A 21,116-nucleotide genomic window follows, 5' to 3' on the forward strand; every position below is an offset into this window, starting at 1 on the left:
TCGTTCGCAGGAGATTGAATCCCCATGGCTGAGATTCTCGTCTACGTCGACCACGTCGACGGCGCCGTCCGCAAGCCCACCCTGGAGCTGCTGACGCTGGCCCGCCGCCTCGGCGAGCCCGTCGCCGTCGCGCTGGGCGCCGGCGCCGAGGCCACCGCCCCGGCCCTCGCCGAGCACGGCGCCACCCGCGTCCTGACCGCCGATGCCCCCGAGTTCGCCGAGTACCTCGTCGTACCGAAGGTGGACGCGCTGCAGGCCGCCTACGAGGCGGTGTCCCCGGCCGCCGTGCTCGTCCCGTCCTCCGCCGAGGGCAAGGAGATCGCCGCCCGCCTCGCGGTCCGCATCGGCTCCGGCATCATCACCGACGCCGTCGACCTCGAGGCCGGCGACGAGGGCCCGGTCGCGACGCAGTCCGCGTTCGCGGCCTCCTTCACCACCAAGTCCCGCGTCTCCAAGGGCACCCCGGTCATCACGGTCAAGCCGAACTCGGCCCCCGTGGAGGCCGCCCCGGCCGCCGGCGCCGTCGAGGCCCTCGCGGTCTCCTTCGGCGCGCTGGCCACCGGCACCAAGGTCACCGCGCGCACCCCGCGCGAGTCCACCGGCCGTCCGGAGCTGACCGAGGCCGCGATCGTCGTCTCCGGCGGCCGTGGCGTCAACGGCGCCGAGAACTTCGCGATCATCGAGGCGCTCGCCGACTCGCTCGGTGCGGCCGTCGGTGCCTCGCGCGCGGCCGTCGACGCCGGCTGGTACCCGCACTCCAACCAGGTCGGCCAGACCGGCAAGTCGGTCTCGCCGCAGCTGTACATCGCGTCCGGCATCTCCGGCGCGATCCAGCACCGCGCGGGTATGCAGACGTCGAAGACGATCGTCGCGATCAACAAGGACGCCGAGGCCCCGATCTTCGACCTCGTCGACTACGGCGTCGTCGGCGACCTCTTCGAGGTCGTCCCGCAGCTGACCGAGGAGGTCAAGTCCCGCAAGGGCTGACCTGCGGTTCTGTACGGTCCGGGGGCCGCGTGGTGATGATCACCGCGCGGCCCCCGGCCGTTTCGGACAACCATTGACTCAGGTCCCGACGGGCTACTAACTTCGCTATACGGATTGTTGATTCCGTGAAGCGGAAAAGAGAAGGGTGTGGGAATGGGTCAGCAGGAGAAGGTCGCCACGAGCCTCGCGGGCGCGGTCAGCGAGGGCATCAGCGCCTCCCTCGCCGCCGTGGACGCCGAGCTGGACCGCCGCTACCCGGGAGACCCCGGCACCCGCCAGCCCGTCCACACCGTCTACGTCCCCGGCAACGTCTTCGACGCCGGAACCATCCGCTCCTGGGGCGACCAGGCCCTCGCCGCCCTCGACGAGCACGCTGCCGACGCCCGCTCCTTCGCCGCCGTCCTCGGCCTCCCCGACGCGCTCGCCGAGGACGTGTACGGCCGCGTACGGGCCAAGCTGGAGCGCGAGCCGATCGAGGACCTCCGCGTCGACTTCGAGGACGGATACGCGGGCAAGGACGAGGATCAGGATGCGGCACGCGCCGCCCGGCTGATCTCGGAGGCGTACGAGAACGGCACCGCCGCCCCCTACATGGGCATCCGGATGAAGTGCATGGAGGCCGCCGTACGCGACCGCGGCATCCGCACCACCGACATCTTCCTCACCGGCCTCATGGAGAACGGCGGCCTCCCCGACGGTCTCGTCCTCACGCTGCCCAAGGTGACCTACCCCGAGCAGGTCTCCGCCTTCGTGCGCCTCCTGGAGGCCTTCGAGAAGGCCCACGGCCTGGACGCCGGCCGTCTCGGCTTCGAGATCCAGATCGAGACCAGCCAGTCCATCCTCGCCGCCGACGGCACCGCCGCCGTGGCCCGCATGATCGACGCCGCCGAGGGCCGCGCCACCGGACTGCACTACGGCACCTTCGACTACAGCGCCTGCCTCGGCGTCTCCGCCGCCTACCAGGCCAGCGACCACCCGGCCGCCGACCACGCCAAGGCGATCATGCAGGTCGCCGCCGCCGGCACCGGCGTACGGGTCTCCGACGGCTCCACCAACGTCCTGCCCGTCGGCTCCACCGAGCACGTCCACGAGGCCTGGCGCCTGCACTACGGCCTCACCCGCCGTGCCCTCGCCCGCGCCTACTACCAGGGCTGGGACATGCACCCGGGCCACATCCCCACCCGCTACGCCGCTGTCTTCGCCTTCTACCGCGAGGGCTTCGAGGCCGCCGCCAAGCGCCTGTCCGCCTACGCCAACCACGCGGGCGGCGACGTCATGGACGAGCCCGCCACCGCCAAGGCCCTCGGTTCGTACCTGCTGCGCGGCATCGACTGCGGAGCCCTGGACACCGCCGAGGTCGACGCCCTCACCGGTCTGACCCGCGCCGACCTCGACCGCTTCGCCGCACCGCGCCGCGGCGACCTGACCGGCACCGCCCCGTAACCGCACCGAGCCACCGCTCGGAGGCCGCCCCCGAGCCCCGTACTCTGTACGCGTTCCACACAGCCGACAGAGAACGGGGCATCGGTGTCTTCGGGGGAGAACGAGCGGCTCGCCGGCCGCTTCCGAGTCGTACGCCAACTGGGCAGGGGCGGCATGGGCGTCGTCTGGCGCGCCGTCGACGAGGTCCTCGGCCGCGAGGTGGCCGTCAAGGAACTGCGGGCCTACAACGACTCGTCGGGGCCGGAACTGGCCGATCTGCGCCTGCGGATGCAGCGCGAGGCCCGTGCGGCGGCCCGTGTGCGGCACCCCGGGGTCATCGCCGTCCACGATGTGACCGACCATCAGGGCCGCCCCGTCATCGTCATGGAGCTCGTCGACGGACCCTCGCTCGACGACGTCCTGAGCGAGCGCGGCGTCCTGGACCCGAGGGAGGCCGCCCGGATCGGTGCCGCCGTCCTGGAGGCGCTGGCGGCCGCGCACGAGGTCGGTGTGCTCCACCGCGATGTGAAGCCCGGCAACGTCCTCCTCGACCGGAGCGGGCGGGTCGTCCTGACCGACTTCGGGATCGCCGCCATGGACGACCCGGGCGACGGCTCGGCCACCCGTCTCACCCGCAGCGGCGAGATCGTCGGCTCGCTGGACTACCTGGCCCCGGAGCGCGCCCAGGGACAGCAGCCGGGACCCGCCTCCGACGTCTGGGCGCTGGGCGCCACGCTCTACGCGGCCGTGGAGGGCTCCTCCCCGTTCCGCCGCACGTCCACCTGGTCGACGCTGAACGCCATCGTCGTGGAGCCCCTGCCTGAGCCGCGCCACGCCGGCCCCCTCGGGCCGGTGCTGCGTCAGCTGATGGACAAGGACCCGGCACGGCGCCCCGACGCCAGGTCGGCGGCTCGCCTCCTCGGCGCCGTGGCCCGGGGCGGCGACGCCGGCCCGGTCGCGCCGTCCGCCTCCGCCGGTGCCGTCACGCCGTACGGGATTCCGGGGGCCGCGCCCGTGCCGACCGAACCGAACGCGGTCCCGCACCGCCCCGAGGGCTTCGGCCCCGCGACCGGGCGCCCCGAGGGCTTCGGCCCCGCGGTGCCGCCCGCCGCCGAGGGATTCGCCCCCGCGCCCGCCCACGCCGAGGGCTTCGGCCCCGCGGCGTCCCCGGTGACGCCCTCCTCCACCGCACCGGCCGGCGGGTTCCCGTCGGCCGGGTACACCCCGGCCGGGCCGCCGAACCCGACCGCCGCCGCGCCGCAGCAACAGCCCGCACCCAAGCGGTCCATGGCGCTGGTCGCCGCGGCCGTCGCCGCCGTTCTGCTGGCGGGCGGCGGCGTGACCTACGCCCTCGTCGGGCAGGGTGACGGCAAGGGGCAGGAGCGACTGGCCGGAGACCAGACGTCGCCCAACAGCCCCGGGGCGGACCCCGGTCGTGCCCTCGACCCGGGCGGCGTGGGTTCGGCGAACGCGTCCACCGCCCCCTCGAAAGCGGGCGCGACGGACTCCGCTTCGCCGTCCCCGTCGAGGGTGTCGAAGCCGCCCCTGCCCGGTTCCGGCGGCGGCGGTACGGACGGCGGAGGCACCACCACCGGCGGAAGCGCCTCCGGAGGCGGTACGGCGAGCGGAGGCAGTGGGACGACCGGGGGCACGGCCACGACGAGCGGCGGCGGGCAGGCCACGCAGCCCGCGCCGGCCTGTCACTCCCGGGGCGCGGGGAAGTACGACTGCCAGGTGTGGCGCACGGCGACGTCGTACAGCCACTCGGGAGCCGAGATGGGCATCCTGAACGCCGGTACCAACTACTTCTACTGCCAGAGCGATCTGGGGCGGCGTGAGACGCACGGCGAGTGGACCAACGTCTGGTGGGCCAGGACGGACGACGACAGCGGCAACACCGACGTGTACGTCAACGTCGTGAACCTCAAGGGCGGCGACAACGACCAGCCGGTGCCGGGCCTCCCGGTCTGCTGAGCGGCCGACGCCGGCGGCCCAGGGCCTACGACGGCGGCGCGATCTCGCCCGATCCCCGGGGTATCAGCGTCGTCTCCAGGACCACCCGGGCCGGTGCCTCGTCGGCGCCGTCCAGACGGCGGAAGAGGCGTTCCGCCGCCGTACGGCCCAGCGCCGCCGCGTCCTGGGCGATGACGGTGATGCCGAGCAGGTCGGCCAGCTCGATGTCGTCGAACCCCACCAGGGCCACCGGGTGCCGGCGGCCGGCGAGCGCGCGCACCGCCGTGACCGTGACGCGGTTGTTCCCGGCGAAGACCGCGGTGACCGGCTCCGGGCCCGACACCATCGCCGTCACCGCGTCCCGTACCCGCTCCGGGTCCGTCGGCCCCAGCGAGACCCAGGAGTCCTCGATCGCCAGACCCGCGTCCTCCATCGCCGCGCGGTAGCCGCGCAGCCGCTCGGTCGCGGTGTGGATGCGGGGCTGGTCGCCGATGAAGCCGATCCGGCGGTGGCCGTGGGCGATCAGATGGGCGACTCCGGCCCGCGCGCCGCCGAAGCTGTCCGAGAGGACCGTGTCGGCGTCGATCCGGCCCGCCGGGCGGTCGACGAAGACGGTCGCGACCCCCGCCTTCATCTCCGGTTCCAGATAACGGTGGTCGGAGCCGGCCGGAATGACGATGAGCCCATCGACCCGGCGGGCGCAGAGCGCCAGCGCCAACTCCCGCTCCCGGTCGGGGTCCTCCGCGCTGGAACCGTTGATGAGCAGCGCCCCGTGGGCACGGGCGACCTCCTCGACGGCACGGCTGAGCGGGCCGTAGAAGGGGTCGGCCAGATCCTCCAAGACCAGCCCGACCGAGGCGGTGCGGCCCTTGCGCAGGACGCGTGCGCTGTCGTTGCGGCGGAAGCCGAGGGAGTCGATGGCCTCCTGGACCCGCCGCTCGGTGTCGGGAGTGACCCCCGCCTCGCCGTTGACCACCCGCGAGACCGTCTTGAGTCCGACACCGGCCCGGGCCGCGACATCCTTCATCGTGGGCCGATTGCCGTAAAGGTGTTCGGGGCGGCGGGCGTTGTCGGCCACGGTGCGCAGATCCTCTGTCTCGTCGGGCGGCTCGGCGGATGCCGTCGTGATGTTGTCGAGCATAGGCCCTGGACAACGTTGTCAGAGGAGAGGAGACTGTAGGTCACACCCATTACCGCCCTCGCCTGCCCTCCGGGAGACCCCGCGCCATGCAAACCGACCTCGTCGCCGGCCTCGTCGTCGCCCTGGACATCGGCGGTACCAAGATCGCGGGCGCGCTGGTGGACGGCGGCGGCCGGATCCTCGTACGGGCGCAGCGGCCGACCCCTGCGCGGGAGAACGGCGAGACGGTGATGCGCGCGGTCGAGGAGGTGCTCGCCGAGCTGGCGGGCTCGCCCCTGTGGGACGCGGCGCACGCGGTGGGCATCGGCAGCGCCGGCCCGGTGGACGCCTCCGCCGGCACCGTCAGCCCGGTCAACGTCCCCGGCTGGCGCGGCTTTCCGCTGGTGGAGCGGGTACGCCGGGTGGCCGGCGGCCGCCCCGTCACCCTCGTCGGCGACGGAGTCGCCATGACGGCGGCCGAACACTGGCAGGGCGCGGCCCGCGGTCATGACAACGCGCTGTGTCTGGTCGTCTCCACGGGCGTCGGTGGGGGACTGGTGCTCGGCGGGCGGGTGCACTCGGGTCCCACCGGAAACGCCGGCCACATCGGCCACATCAGCGTGGATCTGGACGGCGACCTCTGCGCCTGCGGCGGACGCGGCTGCGTGGAGCGGATCGCCAGCGGGCCCCATATCGCGCGCCGCGCCCTGGAGAACGGCTGGCGCCCCGGGCCCGACGGTGACACCTCGGCCGCCGCGGTGGCCGCCGCGGCGCGGACCGGTGACCCGGTCGCCGTGGCCTCCTTCGAACGCGCCGCGCAGGCGCTCGCGGCCGGAATCGCCGCCACCGCCACGCTGGTCGAGATCGACATCGCCGTCATCGGTGGGGGAGTGGCGGGGGCCGGAGAGGTCCTCTTCGCCCCGCTGCGCCGCAGCCTGCGCTCCTACGCCACGCTGTCCTTCGTCCGCGACCTCGTGGTCGCTCCCGCCCTCACGGGCACGGACGCCGGCCTCCTCGGCGCGGCCGCGGCGGCGGTCCCCGCCCCTCGGAACGGAGCACCGGTCCCGGGCTGACCGGGCCGGCGCGCGATGGCGCCCACCGGTACGGCGATGGGGCGGAACGTCCACGTCCATGCCAGTGGCCGCTGACGGGCGGTCAGCCGCAGCTCTGTACCGATGCCGATGCCCGTGCCGACACCCTCGCTCCGGCCGGCTTCGCCGGCCGAGCCGTCCGCTGTTCCACGATCACCAGGAACGCGTCGGCCTCCAGGTCCATGACCACCTTCGCCGGGAGCCCCTCGTCCCGGCGCGCGCTGGCGAACTCCTCGGCCGGCCAGCTGCCCCGCGGCCCTCCCGCGGGAAACTTCTCCAATACCGTTCGCTTCATCTCGCCACCCCTTGCCTCACCCGTCCAACGACAGTTCGCCTCGAAATGTCACACATCGGCCCGTACGCGCGTTCGTTCCGTGAGGCGTCCTGTACTCCGCGTACCCCCACCCGGCAGACTCAGGCCCCCGTGACGACCGGATCACCCGGTTTCCCACGGCGGTTTCCGTGGCAGGGTGTTGCGGGCAAGCCACTGAGGGCTACCGAAGAGGGGGAATCGTGATCGTCTGGATCAACGGTGCGTTCGGCGCGGGGAAGTCGAGCACCGCGCGCGAGTTGGTCGATCTGATCCCGAACAGCACCCTGTACGACCCCGAACTCATCGGCGGCGCGATGAACTGTCTGCTGCCGCAGAAACGACTCGCCGAGGTCGACGACTTCCAGGACCTGCGGATCTGGCGCCGACTGGTCGTCGACACCGCCGCCGCTCTGCTCGCCGAGGTCGGCGGAGTGCTCGTCGTCCCCATGACCCTGCTGCGGCAGGAGTACCGCGACGAGATATTCGGCGGTCTCGCCGCCCGCCGGATCGAGGTGCTGCACGTTCTGCTCGCCCCCGACGAAACGATCCTGCGCGAGCGGATCACCACCCGCACACCCGACGACTCCGACCCCGAAACCCTCGAACGCGTCCGCCGGTGGTCCCTCGACCACATCGAGCCCTACCAGGCCGCCCGGGCCGACTGGCTCGCCGCCGACGCCCACACCGTCGACACCTCGGCCCTCACCCCCGCCGAGGCGGCCGCCGCCGTCGCCGAAGCCCTCCACACCGGCGCCGCCGGTTCCTGCGGCATCGTCCAGACGCCCGAGCCGACCGGTGAGACGCTGGCCGCCGGTGTCCTGCTCTTCGACGAACGGGACCGCGTCCTGCTCGTCGACCCCACCTACAAACCCGGCTGGGAGTTCCCCGGCGGCGTCGTCGAACCCGGCGAGCCGCCCGCCCGCGCCGGCATGCGCGAGGTGGCCGAGGAGATCGGGCTCCAACTCGACGCCGTACCCCGTCTGCTGCTCGTCGACTGGGAACGTCCCCAGCCTCCCGGCTACGGCGGCCTGCGGCTCCTCTTCGACGGGGGCCGGCTGCCCGCCGCCCGGGCCGACCACCTTCTGCTCCCCGGCGCCGAGCTGCGCGGCTGGCGCTTCGTCACCGAGGAGGAGGCCGCCGACCTTCTCCCGCCCGTCCGCTACCGGCGCCTGCGGTGGGCCCTGCGCGCCCGCGAACGCGGCACCGTACTGAACCTCGAGGCCGGCGTGCCCGTCGGCTGAACCGTCGGCCTATCCCAGCGCCGCCGACAGCTGCCGCGCCGCGTCCGCAGTCACCGGATCCCCGTGGCCGCAGCAGATCACCGAGGGCCGCAGTTCCGCCAGCCGCCGCATCGAGGCCATCGCACGCTCGCGGTCCACATGGAAGACGCCGAACGACACCCCCCGCACCGATGCCACCGTGTCCCCGGTGAACAGCACGCCGTGGCGCGGCACATGGACCGCGAGCGAGCCGTCCGTGTGCCCCGGGGTGTGCACCACCACGGCCCCGCCGCCGAAGTCCAGCACGTCTCCGTCCTCGAGCTCCCGGTCGACCCGGGTGGGCGGCGCCTCGGGCACGGTGAGGCCGTGCTCGTAGAGGGGGACCTCCCAGTCGAGCAACACCGGCTCGGGGATGGGGGCCTCGCCCCGGATCACCGGGGCGTCCAGGCGGTGGGCCAGGATCTCCGCTCCGTACCGGTCCGCGAGCTCCCCGGCCGACCCGACATGGTCCCGATGGCAGTGCGTGAGCACGATCCGGCGCAGCCGGGCGGGATCCAGCCCCGCTTCCCGTAGCGCCGCTTCCATCTCGTCGGCCGAGCCCGCCCACCCGGCGTCGATCAGCGTGGACTCCTCCCCGTCGCGCCACAGATACGCCTGGCCGATGGAGAAGCGGAGCATGTGCAGCCGTGGGGTGATCTCGATGAGGTCCATACGGCGAACGTACGCAGCCGCGCACGTCCGCCGTACGCCTCTACGCTCTCGGCGAGTTCGCCGAACGCTGAAGGCGACGCCCCAGGGGTGTCATCGCCCCCGGCTCAGACCTGCTTCGAGCGCGCGTAGTTGACCAGGAAGTGCGCCTCCGCCACCGAGAGCCGCTCCAGCTCCTCCGGCGACACCGACTCGTTCACCGCGTGGATCTGCGCCTCCGGCTCGCTCAGACCGATCAGCAGGATCTCCGCCTTCGGGTAGAGCGCGGCGAGCGTGTTGCACAGCGGGATCGAGCCGCCCATGCCCGACGCCTGCATCTCCTCACCCGGGTAGGCGATCCGCATCGCCTCGGCCATCGACGTGTACGCCGGGCTGGTCACGTCCGCGCTGAACGCCTGGCCCTGGCCGACCTGCTCGAAGCTCACCCGGGCGTTCCACGGCACCCGCTTCTTGATGTGGGCGAAGAGCAGCTGGGTCGCCTCGGCGGCGTCCTGGCCCGGCGGCACCCGCAGGCTGATCTGCGCGCGGGCGGTCGACGGGATCGAAGGGGTCGCGCCGGCGACCGGGTGGCAGTCGATGCCGATGACGGTGACGGCCGGACGCGCCCAGATGCGGTCCGCGACCGTGCCGTGGCCCGGCAGACCGACACCGTCCAGGACCCTGGCGTCCTTGCGGAAGTCCTCCTCCGGGTACTGCAGGCCCTCCCACACCGCGTCGGCCGGCAGCCCGTCGATGACCGTGGAGCCGTCCTCGGCCCGCAGGGTGTCCAGTACGCGGATCAGGGCGGCCAGCGCGTCGGGCGCCGCCCCGCCGAACTGGCCGGAGTGCAGGTTGCCTTCGAGCGTGTCGATCCGGACCCGGATCATCGTCATACCGCGCAGGGTCGCGGTCACCGTCGGCAGGCCGACTCGGAAGTTGCCGGTGTCACCGATCACGATCGCGTCGGCGGACAGCAACTCGGGGTGCGCCTCGGCGTACCGCTCCAGGCCGCCCGTGCCCTGCTCCTCGGAACCCTCCACGATCACCTTGACCGTGACGGGCACCCCGCCGTTCGCCTTGAGCGCGCGCAGCGCCAGCAGGTGCATGATGAAGCCGCCCTTGCAGTCGGCCGCGCCACGCCCGTACCAGCGCCCGTTCCGCTCCGTCAGCTGGAACGGCGGGCTCAGCCACGCCGACTCGTCGAGCTTCGGCTGCACGTCGTAGTGCGCGTAGAGCAGGACGGTCGGGGCCCCGACCGGGCCGGGCAGCACGCCGTACACCGACTGGGAACCGTCGGGGGTGTCGAGCAGCGCCACCTCCTGGAAGTCCTCCGCGCGCAGTGCGTCGGCCACCCACTCGGCGGCGCCCTCGCACTCGCTCCGCGGCGCCACGGCCTCGTCCGCCACCGACTCGAAGGCCACCAGCTCCGCGAGCTCCGTCTTGGCGCGGGGCATCAGGCCGGCGACGGTCTCGGCGATCGGATTCGTGGTCATGGGCACGCTCCTGGTGGGTGCGACGTTGTGAATGACGTCGCCGTATGTGGGTTGTACGGCGAACGTACGGCCGATCCTACGGCGCGGGCCGCCGGAGGCCGCGCCGTAGGATGCCGTACAGAGCACGGACCACCGGTCGGATCAGGAGCAGAAGCACATCGTGAGCAGCGAGAACGCAGACGCCGGAGCGGCAGAGTCTGAAGCGGCGGAGGCCGCCCGGGAGACGCGCACCGGGGCCGGGGCCCCGGAGGCGTCGGCCGGTACCGAGGCCCAGGAGACGTCGGCCGGTACGGAGGCCGGGGCGGAGGCGCTGTTCCCGGAGGGCTCCGCGACCGTCTGGGACGTGGTCGTCGTCGGGGCGGGCCCCGCCGGAGCGTCCGCGGCCTACGCGGCGGCCGTCGCCGGCCGCCGGGTGCTGCTTCTGGAGAAGGCGGAACTGCCCCGCTACAAGACCTGTGGCGGCGGCATCATCGGGCCCTCGCGCGACGCGCTGCCGCCCGGCTTCGAACTGCCCCTGCAGGACCGGGTGTACGCCGTCACCTTCTCCCACAACGGACGCTTCGCCCGCACCCGCCGCTCGCGCCGGATGCTCTTCGGGCTCATCAACCGGCCGGAGTTCGACGCCGGACTGGTCGAGCAGGCGCAGAAGGCGGGCGCCGAGCTGCGTACCGGTGCCACCGTCTCGCGCGTCGAGCAGCACGGGCCGGCGGTCCCGGACCGGCGGACGGTCGCCGTGGTCCTCGCCGACGGAGAGACGATCCTCGCGCGGGCGGTCGTCGGCGCGGACGGCAGCGCCGGCCGGATAGGAGCGCACGTCGGGGTCAAGCTGGACCAGGTGGACCTCGGCCTGGAGGCGGAGATCCCGGTTCCGGAGTCGGTGGCCGAGGACTGGAAGGGGCGGATCCTCATCGACTGGGGACCGATGCCCGGCAGCTACGGCTGGGTGTTCCCCAAGGGCGACACGCTCACCGTCGGCGTCATCTCGGCGCGCGGTGAGGGCGCGGCGACCAAGCGGTATCTGGAGGACTTCGTCGCACGGCTCGGTCTGGCGGGCTTCGAACCGGCGATCTCGTCCGGTCATCTCACGCGCTGCCGGAGCGACGACTCGCCGCTGTCGCGCGGTCGCGTCCTGGTGTGCGGCGACGCGGCGGGCCTGCTGGAGCCGTGGACCCGTGAGGGCATCTCGTTCGCGCTGCGCTCAGGGCGGCTCGCGGGGGAGTGGGCGGTACGGATCGCCGAGGCGAACGACGCCGTCGACGCCCGCCGCCAGGCGCTGAACTACGCCTTCGCCATCAAGGCGGGCCTCGGCGTGGAGATGGCGGTCGGCCGGCGGATGCTGGCGCTGTTCGAGCGCCGGCCGGGCCTGCTGCACGCGGCGATCACCGGTCTGCGGCCGGCGTGGAACGCCTTCACGGACATCACCCGCGGCTCGACCACGCTCGCCGGGTTCGTCCGTTCGAACGGGCTGGCGCGACGGGCGCTCGACCTCCTCGACCGCCGGATGGCGGCGACGGGCGGTGCGGCCGACAGGGGCGTGACGGCCCGCGCCGAGGACGGCGGCCGGAACGCCGTTCGGCGGGACGGGAGCGCGGCGGGGGCGCCGGAGCCCACCGCCGCCGAGGGACCGGGAAGCGCCGACCCGACGGCACCCGAAACGCCCTGAGAGATCACTTCCCGCGTCGGTCCCGAACCGCGCGCCCGGGCGGGGGCGGTGGGCCCGCGGCGGGCATTGTCGCCGCACGGGCCGGGCGCGCCCTCGCCACCGAGGCCGCCGCCCTACCGCACGTCACGAACGCCGACGCCCGCCTCCACCGCCGCATCGGCCCGGGCGAGGAACCACCGCCGCCGACGCGGACACCGGACGGCGTACTCCGGCGGGAGTACGTGTGATCACCACGCTCGGCTGACGCCCCTGCGGCCCGCCCGCGTCTAGCGTGGCGGACATGGACGCAGATCGGACACACGGCCACGGCGGTCCACCCCGTGCACGCCGCGCGCAGGGCGGACCGCCGTGGTCGCGCGGTCCCGAGGGCGGACCGCCGTGGTCGCGCCGCGCGCAGGGCGGACCGCGGTGGGCGCTCCGGTGGGCGGACCGCGAGCCCGGCACCGGGCTGCCCTGGCGGTCCACCCTGCTTCTCGCCGTCTTCGTGACCGTCGGCTCCGGCTTCGCCGCGCGAAGCCAGCCGGACCGGGAGTCCCTGGACGCGCTGGGGCGCGCGCTGCTGCTCCTCGGCTCGGCGCTCCTCCTGCTGCGGCACCGCCACCCCGTTCCGGTCGTCCTCGGCGTGGCGGCCACCACGCTCGGCTACTTCGCCGCCGGCTACCCCTACGGCCCGGTCTTCCTCACCGTCGCGGTCGCCTGTTTCGCCGCGATCGTGCACGGCCACCGGCGCGCGGCCTGGTGGGCGCTCGGTTCGCTCTGGCTGGGGCACCTGCTGCTCGCCCACTGGCTCTACCGCCATCTCCCGCCGGACGGCGACCCGCCCGGGCCCTGGACGCAGGAACTCCCCGTCGCCGCCTTCGTGGTCGCCATCCTCGCCGCCTCCGAACTGGCCCGGGTCCGCCGCGAGCAGTGGGCCCAGCAACGTGCCGAACGGGCCGCGGCCGAGAAACGCAGGGCGGACGAGGAACGGCTGCGGATCGCCCGCGAACTGCACGACGTCCTCGCCCACTCGATCTCCGTGATCAACGTCCAGGCCGGGGTCGGCCTGGCTCTCCTCGACAGCGACCCCGAGCAGGCCCGTACCGCGCTCACCACCATCAAGGCGGCGAGCAAGGAGGCCCTGGGGGAGGTGCGGCAGGTGCTCGCCACCCTGCGCGCGCCGGGAGAAGCGCCCCGTACGCCCGCCCCCGGACTCGACCGGCTCCCGGAGCTGGTCGAGCAGGCCGGGTCCGCCGGCCTCACCGTGGAGACCGTGATCGAGGGGGAGCCGGTCGCGCTGCCGCCCGGAACCGACCTCGCGGCCTTCCGGATCGTCCAGGAGGCGCTGACCAACGTGGTCCGGCACTCCGGATCCCGTACCGCCCGGGTCGTGATCGGCCACCGCCCCGGCATCCTGGAGCTCCGCGTCGACGACGAAGGACCGGCCACCGCCACCGACGCGGGCGGCAGCGGCCACGGACTCGCCGGGATGCGGGAGCGGGCCGCGGCGCTCGGTGGCACGATCGAGGCGGGCACCCGGCCGGACGGCGGCTTCCGGGTGCGCGCCGTCCTCCCCGCCCGGCCCGAGGAGACCCCGTGATCCGTGTCCTGCTCGCCGACGACCAGTCGCTGGTACGGGCCGGCTTCCGGGCGCTCCTGGACGCTCAGCCGGACATCGAGGTGGCGGGGGAGGCGGCGGACGGCGCGGAGGCCGTGGCCCGGGTGCGCGAACTGCGCCCCGACGTCGTCCTGATGGACATCCGGATGCCGAGGCTCGACGGCCTCGCCGCCACGCGCGCGATCACCGGCGACGAGGAACTCGGCGCGGTGAAGGTGGTCATGCTGACCACCTTCGAGCTCGACGAGTACGTCTTCGAGGCCATCCGCTCCGGTGCCTCCGGCTTCCTGGTCAAGGACACCGAACCGGCGGAGCTGTTGCGGGCCGTCCGCGCGGTCGTGGACGGGGACGCGCTGCTGTCGCCTGGGGTGACGCGCCGGCTCATCGAGGAGTTCGCGGCCCGTTCCAAGGCCCCGGCGTCCGGGCGCGAACTCGGTCGGCTCACCGAGCGGGAGCGGGAGGTGATGGCTCTGGTCGGCATCGGTCTGTCGAACGAGGAGATCGCCCGACGGCTCGTCGTCAGCCCGTTGACCGCCAAGACCCATGTGAGCCGCGCGATGGTGAAACTGGGGGCGCGGGACCGGGCCCAACTGGTCGTGCTGGCCTACGAGTCGGGCCTGGTGCGCCCGGGCTGGCTGGGCTGAGCGGCCTTACGGGAACGGCTGACGGGGAAGGGGTACGCCCGTGGACCGGCCGTAACCCCGCACCAGGTTGTCACTCGCGGTCCGGCGCCGGGCGAGCCTATGACCAGGTGATGCCGGAGTTCTCCCGCCACAGCCGGGCGAGCGAGGCGTCGCCGGTGACGGACACGGCCGAGTCGGGAAGCCGGTTCCAGAGCGTCAGATAGAGGCGGCCGGCGGGCCCGCTCAGCTCGCAGTCCGCCGGGCCGTCGGTGGTCCGTTCGGTGCGCGGCGCCCCCTGCGACAGGTGCGTCGTCCATACGTCATCGGTGTCCGTCGTCCGGACCCGCAGGGTGCGGGGCTCCGGCGTCCGCACCCGGCTCCGGTCGCGGGCGTGGAAACCCCGCAGCAGCTCGTCGATCCCGTCCACGGCGACGATCGGGTCCACCGGTCCCGGCCGCCCCTCGAGCGACGCCGATTCGGCGTCCGCGCGGTGGACCGTCGTCTCGTGGGCCTGCCGGCGGGCCCAGAAGGCGAGCGGGGAGGGCGCGGGCAGGAAGGTCCAGCACTCCAGGTCCGCGGGCGCGGCCCGCAGAGCGGCGACGAGGTCCGCGTGCCCCGCGCGGTAGTGGGCGACCAGTGCGTCGCCGTCGAGATCGGGCTCGCCGCCGTCGGGGTGGTAGGAGGTGTGCCCCTCGGCGACGAAGGTGGTCGCCCAGCGGTGCACCATCGTCGTGTGCCGCAGAAGATCGCGCACCCGCCACCCCGGGCAGGTCGCGACCTCGGCGTCCGGACCCGCTTCGGCGGCGGCGTCGGCCAGGGAGCGGCCCGCCGCGTCGAGGGCCTCGATGTGCTCAGCGACCTTCATGATCTCCATACGTCGGAATTCTGCCAGTCGCCAGAGCCGGTCGGCGACTGTTTCACGCCTTCACGCCTTCACGCCTTCACGCCTTCACGCCTTCGCGCCGACCGGGCCGTCCGCGACCGGCGCGGCACGAGTACGGCTGCCGGACTCGCCGCCGGGCGGTCAACTCGCCTCGGGCGCCCGCGCGTTCCGGGCCGCGTAACCGATCACCGCGGCGCCCGCCGCGAGTGCGGCGACGGTGGTGAGGGCGACCGGGAGCGAGAACCAGTCGGCGAGGAAGCCGATGGACGGCGGGCCCAGGAGCATGCCGCCGTAGCCGAGGGTGGAGGCGGTGGCGACACCGCTCGGACCGGCCAGCGCGCCCGCGCGGGCCACCGCGACCGGGAAGATGTTGGCCAGACCGAGGCCGGTGACGGCGAAGCCCAGCAGGGCGGCCCAGACACTGGGGGCGAGCGCGCCGAGCAGCATGCCGGCGGCGGCCGTGGCACCGCCCGCGACCAGCGTGCGGGTCTGGCCGAGGCGTTCGAGGAGCGCGGTGCCCGAGAGCCGTCCGGCCGTCATCGTCAGCGCGAAGACGGAGTAGCCGGCGGCCGCCACACCCGGGTGCGCGTGAAGGTCCTGCTCCAGGTGCAGGGCGCCCCAGTCGGCCAGGGCGCCTTCCCCGTACGCGGTGCACAGCGCGATGACCCCGAACACGACGACGAGCCCGCGCGAACCGGTCTTGCTCCGCGGCCGGTCGGCGGCGCGGTCCTCCTCCGGCGGGGCGGGGGAGGGCGTACGGAGCAGGACGGGGCCGGCGAGGGCCGTCAGGAGCAGGCCGACGACCGTGAGGCCGAAGAGATGCGTCGCGGGGGAGAGGCTTCCGGCGACGAGTCCGCCCAGTCCCGCGCCGAGCATGCCGCCGAGGCTGAAGGCGGCGTGGAAGCTGGGCATCACGGGGCGGCGCAGGGCGGCGACGAGATCGACGGCCGCACTGTTCATGGCGACGTTGATGCCGCCGTACGCCGCGCCGAAGAGGAGCAGGACGAGACCGAGGGAGAGCGGGGAGCCGGTCAGGGCGGGCAGGGCGATCGAGAGGGAGAGCAGGACGGCCGTGAGGACGGTGACGGCATGGCTGCCGTAACGCCGACACAGGCGTCCGGTCAGCGTCATCGTCACCACGGCGCCGGCGGAGACGCCGAGCAGCGCGAGTCCGAGGTCGCTGGCGGTGGCGCCCGTCTGCTGCTTGATGGCCGGGATCCGGACCACCCAGCCGGCGAAGAGGAAGCCGTCGAGGGCGAAGAAGAGGGTCAAGGCGGAGCGGAGGCGGGACAGGGAGCGATCGGCGGTGTTTCCGCCGGGACCCCCCGGTACGGCCGTCCTTACTTTGTTTAGTAGCGGCACAAACTCAGGATAGGGGTGCGACGGCGCGCTTTTCAACCGGGGAGTCCGCGCGGACTGCCCGGAGGGGAGGGGGCGCGATCGCCGCTCAAGGACCAATCCGTCCCTGATCCACCGGACAGGCCCAGGTGCTGTCGTCAAACCCCGGCGAACGCCAGGGCTGGTAGAGCTGTCGCAGCAGCAGCAGCAGCAGCAGCAGTTGCGGCGCGGTCCCGGGAGGTCTGCAGTCAGAGGCGTGTGTCAGAGTCTGCGCATGCTCGCGATCGTGGTGAAGACGGAGAACTGGGAGCGGCACGTTCGTGTGTCCGCCGAGGAGCTGGCAGGGCTGGTCCGGCGGATCGGCGGCGACGGTGACCGGTTCCTGGTGGTCCAGCGGATACCCGACCTGCCCGACGTCTTCGCCCAGGTGTGGCACGAGGCCGATGGTGACTACACGCTGGAGTACCGCGACGGTGCCGCTGACCGGCACTTCCAGGCGATGGTCGACGGGCCCGAGGTCGTGATCGCGGCGATGACCGGCTGGGCCCGTCAGGAGGCCGGATGGGACGGTGGTTCGGCGTGGTCGCTGCTGGACATGGGCCCCGCTCGCGAGGTGCCGCCGCTCGACCTCGACGAAGACGAGCGCACGGAGTTGGAGAAGCGCGTCCGCGAGGTGTTGGTCGGCGGCTACACCTCCCGCGCCGGACTCGCCGAGCTCGCTGAGGACTACCTGGTCACCAACGACCGCCGGCCCGTCTCGCGCGAGCAGGCACAGGCGCTGGCCGACCGACTATGGCTGGAGCGGGTCGCGGAGCAGGTCGAGTGGCAGGGCGAGACCGACCCTGAGCGGCTGACCCGCGCGTTTACCGTCCTGCAGGATGCCGGGATCACCGCCCGCGAGAACTTCACCTGTTGCCGTAGCTGCGGCCAGTCCGAGATCGGCGGCGAAGGCGGACCCGACGCCCGCGGCTTCGTCTACTTCCACACCCAGTGCACAGACTCCGCCGCAGCCGGCCACGGACTGATGCTCCTCTACGGCGGCTTCGACGGCTCGTCCGAGACCACTGCAGCCATCGGCCACGAGGTCGTGGCCGCACTCGAAGCAGTCGGCCTCCACGCCGAGTGGGACCACGACCCCGCCCAGGCCATCACCATCACCCCCCTGGACTGGCGCCGCCGCCTGGTCGGCTAGGGACTGACCGTCAAAGATCACGCCCGCATGAGGAACAGCCCCTTACGTTGTCGTTTAACCACCAGCAACCGCGTCCTGTGAGCGCGCATATGTCGTCAACTGGGAGCAACCGCGCCTACGTTCAGCAGACAGCGCCGTCCACCCGTACTCAATGCTTCCTGAAGTGCTCGATCAGACGCGAGTAGCTGTCATTGGCATGGCCGTCTTCCACGGCCTTGTTCACGAGGCCGAGGGTGTAGCCGGGGAATTCGACGTCGATGTTCCGCGCCCCGCTCTCGCGGACCAGGTCCTCGACCGAGGGCCGGTGGTGCTGGAGCGCTCCGTACTGCGTCGCGTACTCACCACGGTCGACCTCGTCGGCGATCACCGGGAAGGACGCCAGTAGTGCGGCAACGGATGGGCCAGCGTCGTCCAGGAACCGCTTCACCTCGATGCCCTCGCTGGACAGCAGAGCGGCCGCGTGCAGGAATCCGTTGAGCGTGCCCCACATAGTGCCGTGCACGGCCATTCCGTACAGGGCCGGCACGCCAGCGTCGGCCGAGATCAGCGTTCCCCGGCCACCGATGAGCTGGAGCGTTGGACGAAAGTGGTTGAACACGGCCTCGGAACCGCCATAGAAGATCACCGTCTCCGCTCCCCCGATGCCCGGAGCGATCGTCATGATCTGCCCATGGAGATACTGCGCGCCCTGGTCCCTGACCCACTCGGCCACGGCCCTGGCCTCTGCGGATGTCCCATCCGTGAGGTTGAGCACGGAGCGGCCGGAAAGCGCGTCGCGCGACGATTCCAGAACCGCGCGGGCCGTCGCATTGCCCTTCACACTGACCACCACAAGAGGACTGGCGGCAACGGCGTCGCGGACAGTTGCGGACCGCTCAGCCCTCCTGGCGACCAGAGGGTCGGCCTTCTCCGGCGTACGGTTCCACACCGTGGTCGGGTGCCCGCCATCCAGGAATGCGCCGGCGAGTGCGAAGCCCATCTCGCCCAAACCGATCACGGTCACGGCCAGCTGGGCATCGGTTCGTTCTGAGGCAGTGTTCATCAAAGTCGCTCTCTCCTCGGTTGCAGTGCTCCAGCCCATCCAGGGCCGCCACTGGTGCTGCGCGAAACGTCACGCTAGAACCTGAACCGAAGTTGAGGTCAAGGGGGATCTCAGGCCGTGCGCTCACCGGCGGGGGCTTGATTGGTCCGGCGTCGAACGGGGCTCGAACTTGATCGGCGTTTTCGCGTTCAGCGGACACGTAGGCGGCCTTCGTCTGATCCTGTGCTCCGTCACAGAGGCATGGGAACAGCACGAAGGCCGTGGTCGTGAGTTTTGTGCATCAGAGCGCCCTGCGGGATGCGTTCGCGGAAGTGTCACACTTCCGGTCGGAGCTGTACGCGTGCATGACCGCGCGGGGCGACGCGTTGTTCGAGTTGTACGACGCGCTGTTGTGCACGGACGGGCCGGTACGCACGCTGGTCGATCTCGCGCTCGCGCCCGAGCACCGCCGCGGCCACGGAGCTCTGTAACGGCGGGCTCAACCGAGGCAGGATCGATGTTGCCCGACTGCGTCGCGCCCTGTCCGGGATGCCGCTGCCGAGGGCGGCGGACGGCCGGCTGGTGCTGGCGGTGGATGTCTCGCCGTGGCTGCGGCCGGACGCCAACACCTGTGCTGACCGGGCCTTTTGCCACACATTCGGCCGGGGTGAAGGCAAGCGCCAGATGGTGCCCGGCTGGCCGTACTCGGTGGTGGCCGCGCTGGAGACCGGCCGCACCTGCTGGACGGCGGTGCTGGACGCCGTCCGCCTGGAGCCCGGCGCCGATGTCGCCGCGGTGACCACCGTCCAGATCCGCGAAGTGGTCGAGCGGCTGGTCGCCGCCGGCCAGTGGAAGCCGGGTGACCCGGAAGTCCTGGTCGTGCTGGACGCCGGATACGACGCCCCGCGCATCGCCCACCTGCTGTCCGGACTGCCCGTCGAGATCCTCGGCCGACTCCGGTCCGACCGCGTGATGCGACGGCCGACACCACTGCGGGTCTACGACCCCAAGGGAGGTCGGCCACCCAAGCACGGCGGCGAGTTCGTCTTCGGCGACCCCGGCACCTGGGGCACCGAGCAGGCCGTGACGACCACGAAGACCCGACTCTATGGGAAGGCGACAGCGCAGGCGTGGGACCGGCTGCACCCCAGATTGACCCGGCGGGCGGCCCGGCTTGACCACGACGGGCCGCTGCCCCTCATCGCGGGCACCGTCGTCCGGCTGGTCGTGGAGAAGCTGCCCAGTGGCGGGGTCAACAAGCCGGTATGGCTGTGGTGGTCGGGCACCGGCGCCACCCCCGACGACGTGGACCGCTGCTGGCAGTCGTTCCTGCGTCGCTTCGACGTGGAGCACACGTTCCGCCTGTTCAAGCAGACGCTCGGCTGGACCAAGCCCCGGCTTCGCAGCTCGGAAGCGGCCGACCGGTGGACCTGGCTGGTGATCGCCGCCTCTGCCCAGCTCCGGCTCGCCCGACCATTGGCCACGGACCTGCGGCGCCCCTGGGAGAAGCCGGCCGCGCCGAACAAACTGACACCAGCCCGCGTCCGCAGAGGGTTCAGAAACCTGCACGCGAAGACCGGTTCCCCAGCCGGTGCACCGAAACCGTCCCGGCCCGGGCCCGGTCGGCCACTTGGTTCGAAGGACCGCCGCCCGGCCACCCGTCATGACGTGGGCAGAGTCCTTGCCACCGGCGAGGCGTTAAGCCGTCCCGCCCACCACAAGGTGGGCACGAAACCGCGTCGAACTGGATGAATGACAAGCTTAGGCAGCCACCCGAGGGGTGTCCTTGGTGTCCCGCTCCAGGGAGACCCGTACCAGGGCCGCCGCCAGTGCCGGGAGGTCCTTGCGGGGCACCAGCTCCGCCAGGGCGTCGCGGTCGGTGGGGAGGTGGGCGCGGCGGGCGCCCTCCAGTGCGCGGTCATCCAGGAAGGGGCCCACTTCCGGCCAGATTCCCTGCACCTCGCGCAGGAAGATGTCCGCACCGGCCGGACCGATTCCCGGCATCTCCCGAAGAGCCGCGCGCAGCGCGTCCACGTCGCCGTCCGCCCCGGCTCGCATCCGGCGCAGATCGCCGCCGTACTTCTCCAGGACCAGCTCGGCCTCCTCGCCCAGCTGGGTCGCCGTCCGCTCGTCGTAGCGCCGGTAACCGCCCTCGCCGAGCGCGTCCACCCGCTCCTGCCAGGTCGCGTCCCGCATCCGCCGCGGACTGCGCATCCCCGCCTCGAACAGCGCCCGCGCCGCCGCGACCGCCGTCGCCGCCCGGATGCGGGCGCTCAGCAGATGGGTCAGGACGAGGAGCTGGTACAGCGGCTGCGGTGTGTCCTTCAGATGGACGCCCGCCTCGTCGGCGTACGTCCGGCCGGTCTCGTCCTCCAGCAGGGCCCGCACGCGTGTCGTCGCCTCGGAGCGTGCCATGACGCCTCCCGTACACCGCTCGCACCGCTCGTTTCGCCGCGCCGTTACCCGCTCGGCCACCGCCGAAACCGGGCCGCTGCCCGATCATGGGAGACTCG

At 72.8% G+C, this 21,116-nt stretch carries 17 protein-coding genes and 1 pseudogene; 10 read left to right on the forward strand and 8 right to left on the reverse strand.

Annotated elements, in window-relative coordinates:
* Positions 1-24 precede the first annotated feature (24 nt).
* From ABZY12_RS04020 to ABZY12_RS04030, 3 genes are all read left to right on the forward strand, one after another.
* The gene (locus ABZY12_RS04020) at positions 25-987 is read left to right on the forward strand and encodes an electron transfer flavoprotein subunit alpha/FixB family protein (protein ID WP_356886833.1); all 963 of its coding nucleotides are present in this window, start codon (positions 25-27) and stop codon (positions 985-987) included.
* Between the two features lie 153 nt (positions 988-1,140).
* The gene (locus ABZY12_RS04025; protein ID WP_356886835.1) at positions 1,141-2,430 is read left to right on the forward strand and encodes an aldolase/citrate lyase family protein; all 1,290 of its coding nucleotides are present in this window, start codon (positions 1,141-1,143) and stop codon (positions 2,428-2,430) included.
* Between the two features lie 84 nt (positions 2,431-2,514).
* Positions 2,515-4,383 carry a protein kinase gene (locus tag ABZY12_RS04030; RefSeq protein WP_356886837.1) on the forward strand — a complete coding sequence of 623 codons (1,869 nt, stop codon included), beginning with the start codon at positions 2,515-2,517 and terminating at the stop codon, positions 4,381-4,383.
* 25 nt (positions 4,384-4,408) lie between these two features.
* Here ABZY12_RS04030 and ABZY12_RS04035 read toward each other — a convergent pair whose 3' ends face one another.
* The gene (locus ABZY12_RS04035) at positions 4,409-5,389 is read right to left on the reverse strand and encodes a LacI family DNA-binding transcriptional regulator (protein WP_356886998.1); all 981 of its coding nucleotides are present in this window, start codon (positions 5,387-5,389) and stop codon (positions 4,409-4,411) included.
* Positions 5,390-5,589: 200 nt separating this feature from the next.
* Between ABZY12_RS04035 and ABZY12_RS04040 the strand changes: the two genes are divergently transcribed.
* The gene (locus ABZY12_RS04040) at positions 5,590-6,555 is read left to right on the forward strand and encodes an ROK family protein (protein ID WP_356886839.1); all 966 of its coding nucleotides are present in this window, start codon (positions 5,590-5,592) and stop codon (positions 6,553-6,555) included.
* Positions 6,556-6,637: 82 nt separating this feature from the next.
* Here ABZY12_RS04040 and ABZY12_RS04045 read toward each other — a convergent pair whose 3' ends face one another.
* On the reverse strand, positions 6,638-6,868 hold the full coding sequence (locus ABZY12_RS04045) for a hypothetical protein (RefSeq protein ID WP_356886841.1): 231 nt from the start codon (positions 6,866-6,868) through the stop codon (positions 6,638-6,640).
* 215 nt (positions 6,869-7,083) lie between these two features.
* Between ABZY12_RS04045 and ABZY12_RS04050 the strand changes: the two genes are divergently transcribed.
* Positions 7,084-8,127 carry an NUDIX domain-containing protein gene (locus ABZY12_RS04050; protein ID WP_356887000.1) on the forward strand — a complete coding sequence of 348 codons (1,044 nt, stop codon included), beginning with the start codon at positions 7,084-7,086 and terminating at the stop codon, positions 8,125-8,127.
* A 9-nt stretch (positions 8,128-8,136) separates the two neighbouring features.
* On the opposite strand, the gene ABZY12_RS04055 is transcribed toward ABZY12_RS04050, so the two are convergent.
* Positions 8,137-8,817: an MBL fold metallo-hydrolase gene (locus ABZY12_RS04055; RefSeq protein WP_356886843.1), complete on the reverse strand. Its 681-nt coding sequence runs from the start codon at positions 8,815-8,817 to the stop codon at positions 8,137-8,139.
* A 104-nt stretch (positions 8,818-8,921) separates the two neighbouring features.
* Positions 8,922-10,286 (reverse strand): dipeptidase, encoded by a 1,365-nt coding sequence (locus tag ABZY12_RS04060; RefSeq protein WP_356886845.1) that lies wholly within the window; start codon positions 10,284-10,286, stop codon positions 8,922-8,924.
* A 310-nt stretch (positions 10,287-10,596) separates the two neighbouring features.
* Here ABZY12_RS04060 and ABZY12_RS04065 point away from each other — a divergent pair, with 310 nt between their 5' ends.
* From ABZY12_RS04065 to ABZY12_RS04075, 3 genes are all read left to right on the forward strand, one after another.
* Positions 10,597-11,949, forward strand: a complete 1,353-nt coding sequence (locus tag ABZY12_RS04065) for a geranylgeranyl reductase family protein (protein ID WP_356887004.1) — start codon at positions 10,597-10,599, stop codon at positions 11,947-11,949.
* 280 nt (positions 11,950-12,229) lie between these two features.
* A complete protein-coding gene (locus ABZY12_RS04070; RefSeq protein ID WP_356886847.1) occupies positions 12,230-13,528 on the forward strand; it encodes a sensor histidine kinase in 1,299 nt (432 codons plus the stop codon).
* Complete coding sequence (locus tag ABZY12_RS04075; protein ID WP_356886849.1) at positions 13,525-14,190, forward strand: response regulator transcription factor; 666 nt, start codon at positions 13,525-13,527, stop codon at positions 14,188-14,190. The genes ABZY12_RS04070 and ABZY12_RS04075 overlap by 4 nt, the downstream gene beginning before the upstream one ends.
* Positions 14,191-14,287: 97 nt before the next feature.
* Here the strand turns inward: ABZY12_RS04075 and ABZY12_RS04080 are convergent, their stop codons facing one another.
* Positions 14,288-15,034 (reverse strand): maleylpyruvate isomerase family mycothiol-dependent enzyme, encoded by a 747-nt coding sequence (locus ABZY12_RS04080; RefSeq protein ID WP_356887006.1) that lies wholly within the window; start codon positions 15,032-15,034, stop codon positions 14,288-14,290.
* Between the two features lie 159 nt (positions 15,035-15,193).
* Positions 15,194-16,414 (reverse strand): MFS transporter, encoded by a 1,221-nt coding sequence (locus ABZY12_RS04085; RefSeq protein WP_356886851.1) that lies wholly within the window; start codon positions 16,412-16,414, stop codon positions 15,194-15,196.
* A 250-nt stretch (positions 16,415-16,664) separates the two neighbouring features.
* Here ABZY12_RS04085 and ABZY12_RS04090 point away from each other — a divergent pair, with 250 nt between their 5' ends.
* Positions 16,665-17,582, forward strand: coding sequence for a hypothetical protein (locus ABZY12_RS04090; protein WP_356886853.1), 918 nt, complete (start codon positions 16,665-16,667; stop codon positions 17,580-17,582).
* A gap of 148 nt (positions 17,583-17,730) precedes the next feature.
* Here ABZY12_RS04090 and ABZY12_RS04095 read toward each other — a convergent pair whose 3' ends face one another.
* On the reverse strand, positions 17,731-18,624 hold the full coding sequence (locus ABZY12_RS04095) for an NAD(P)-binding domain-containing protein (protein ID WP_356886855.1): 894 nt from the start codon (positions 18,622-18,624) through the stop codon (positions 17,731-17,733).
* Between the two features lie 344 nt (positions 18,625-18,968).
* Here ABZY12_RS04095 and ABZY12_RS04100 point away from each other — a divergent pair.
* Positions 18,969-20,355: pseudogene (locus ABZY12_RS04100) on the forward strand (NF041680 family putative transposase).
* A gap of 9 nt (positions 20,356-20,364) precedes the next feature.
* Here ABZY12_RS04100 and ABZY12_RS04105 read toward each other — a convergent pair.
* A complete protein-coding gene (locus ABZY12_RS04105) occupies positions 20,365-21,018 on the reverse strand; it encodes an endonuclease (RefSeq protein ID WP_356886857.1) in 654 nt (217 codons plus the stop codon).
* Between the last annotated feature and the right edge of the window lie 98 nt (positions 21,019-21,116).

Source organism: Streptomyces sp. NPDC006551 (assembly GCF_040611675.1).
Taxonomy (GTDB): Bacteria; Actinomycetota; Actinomycetes; order Streptomycetales; family Streptomycetaceae; genus Streptomyces.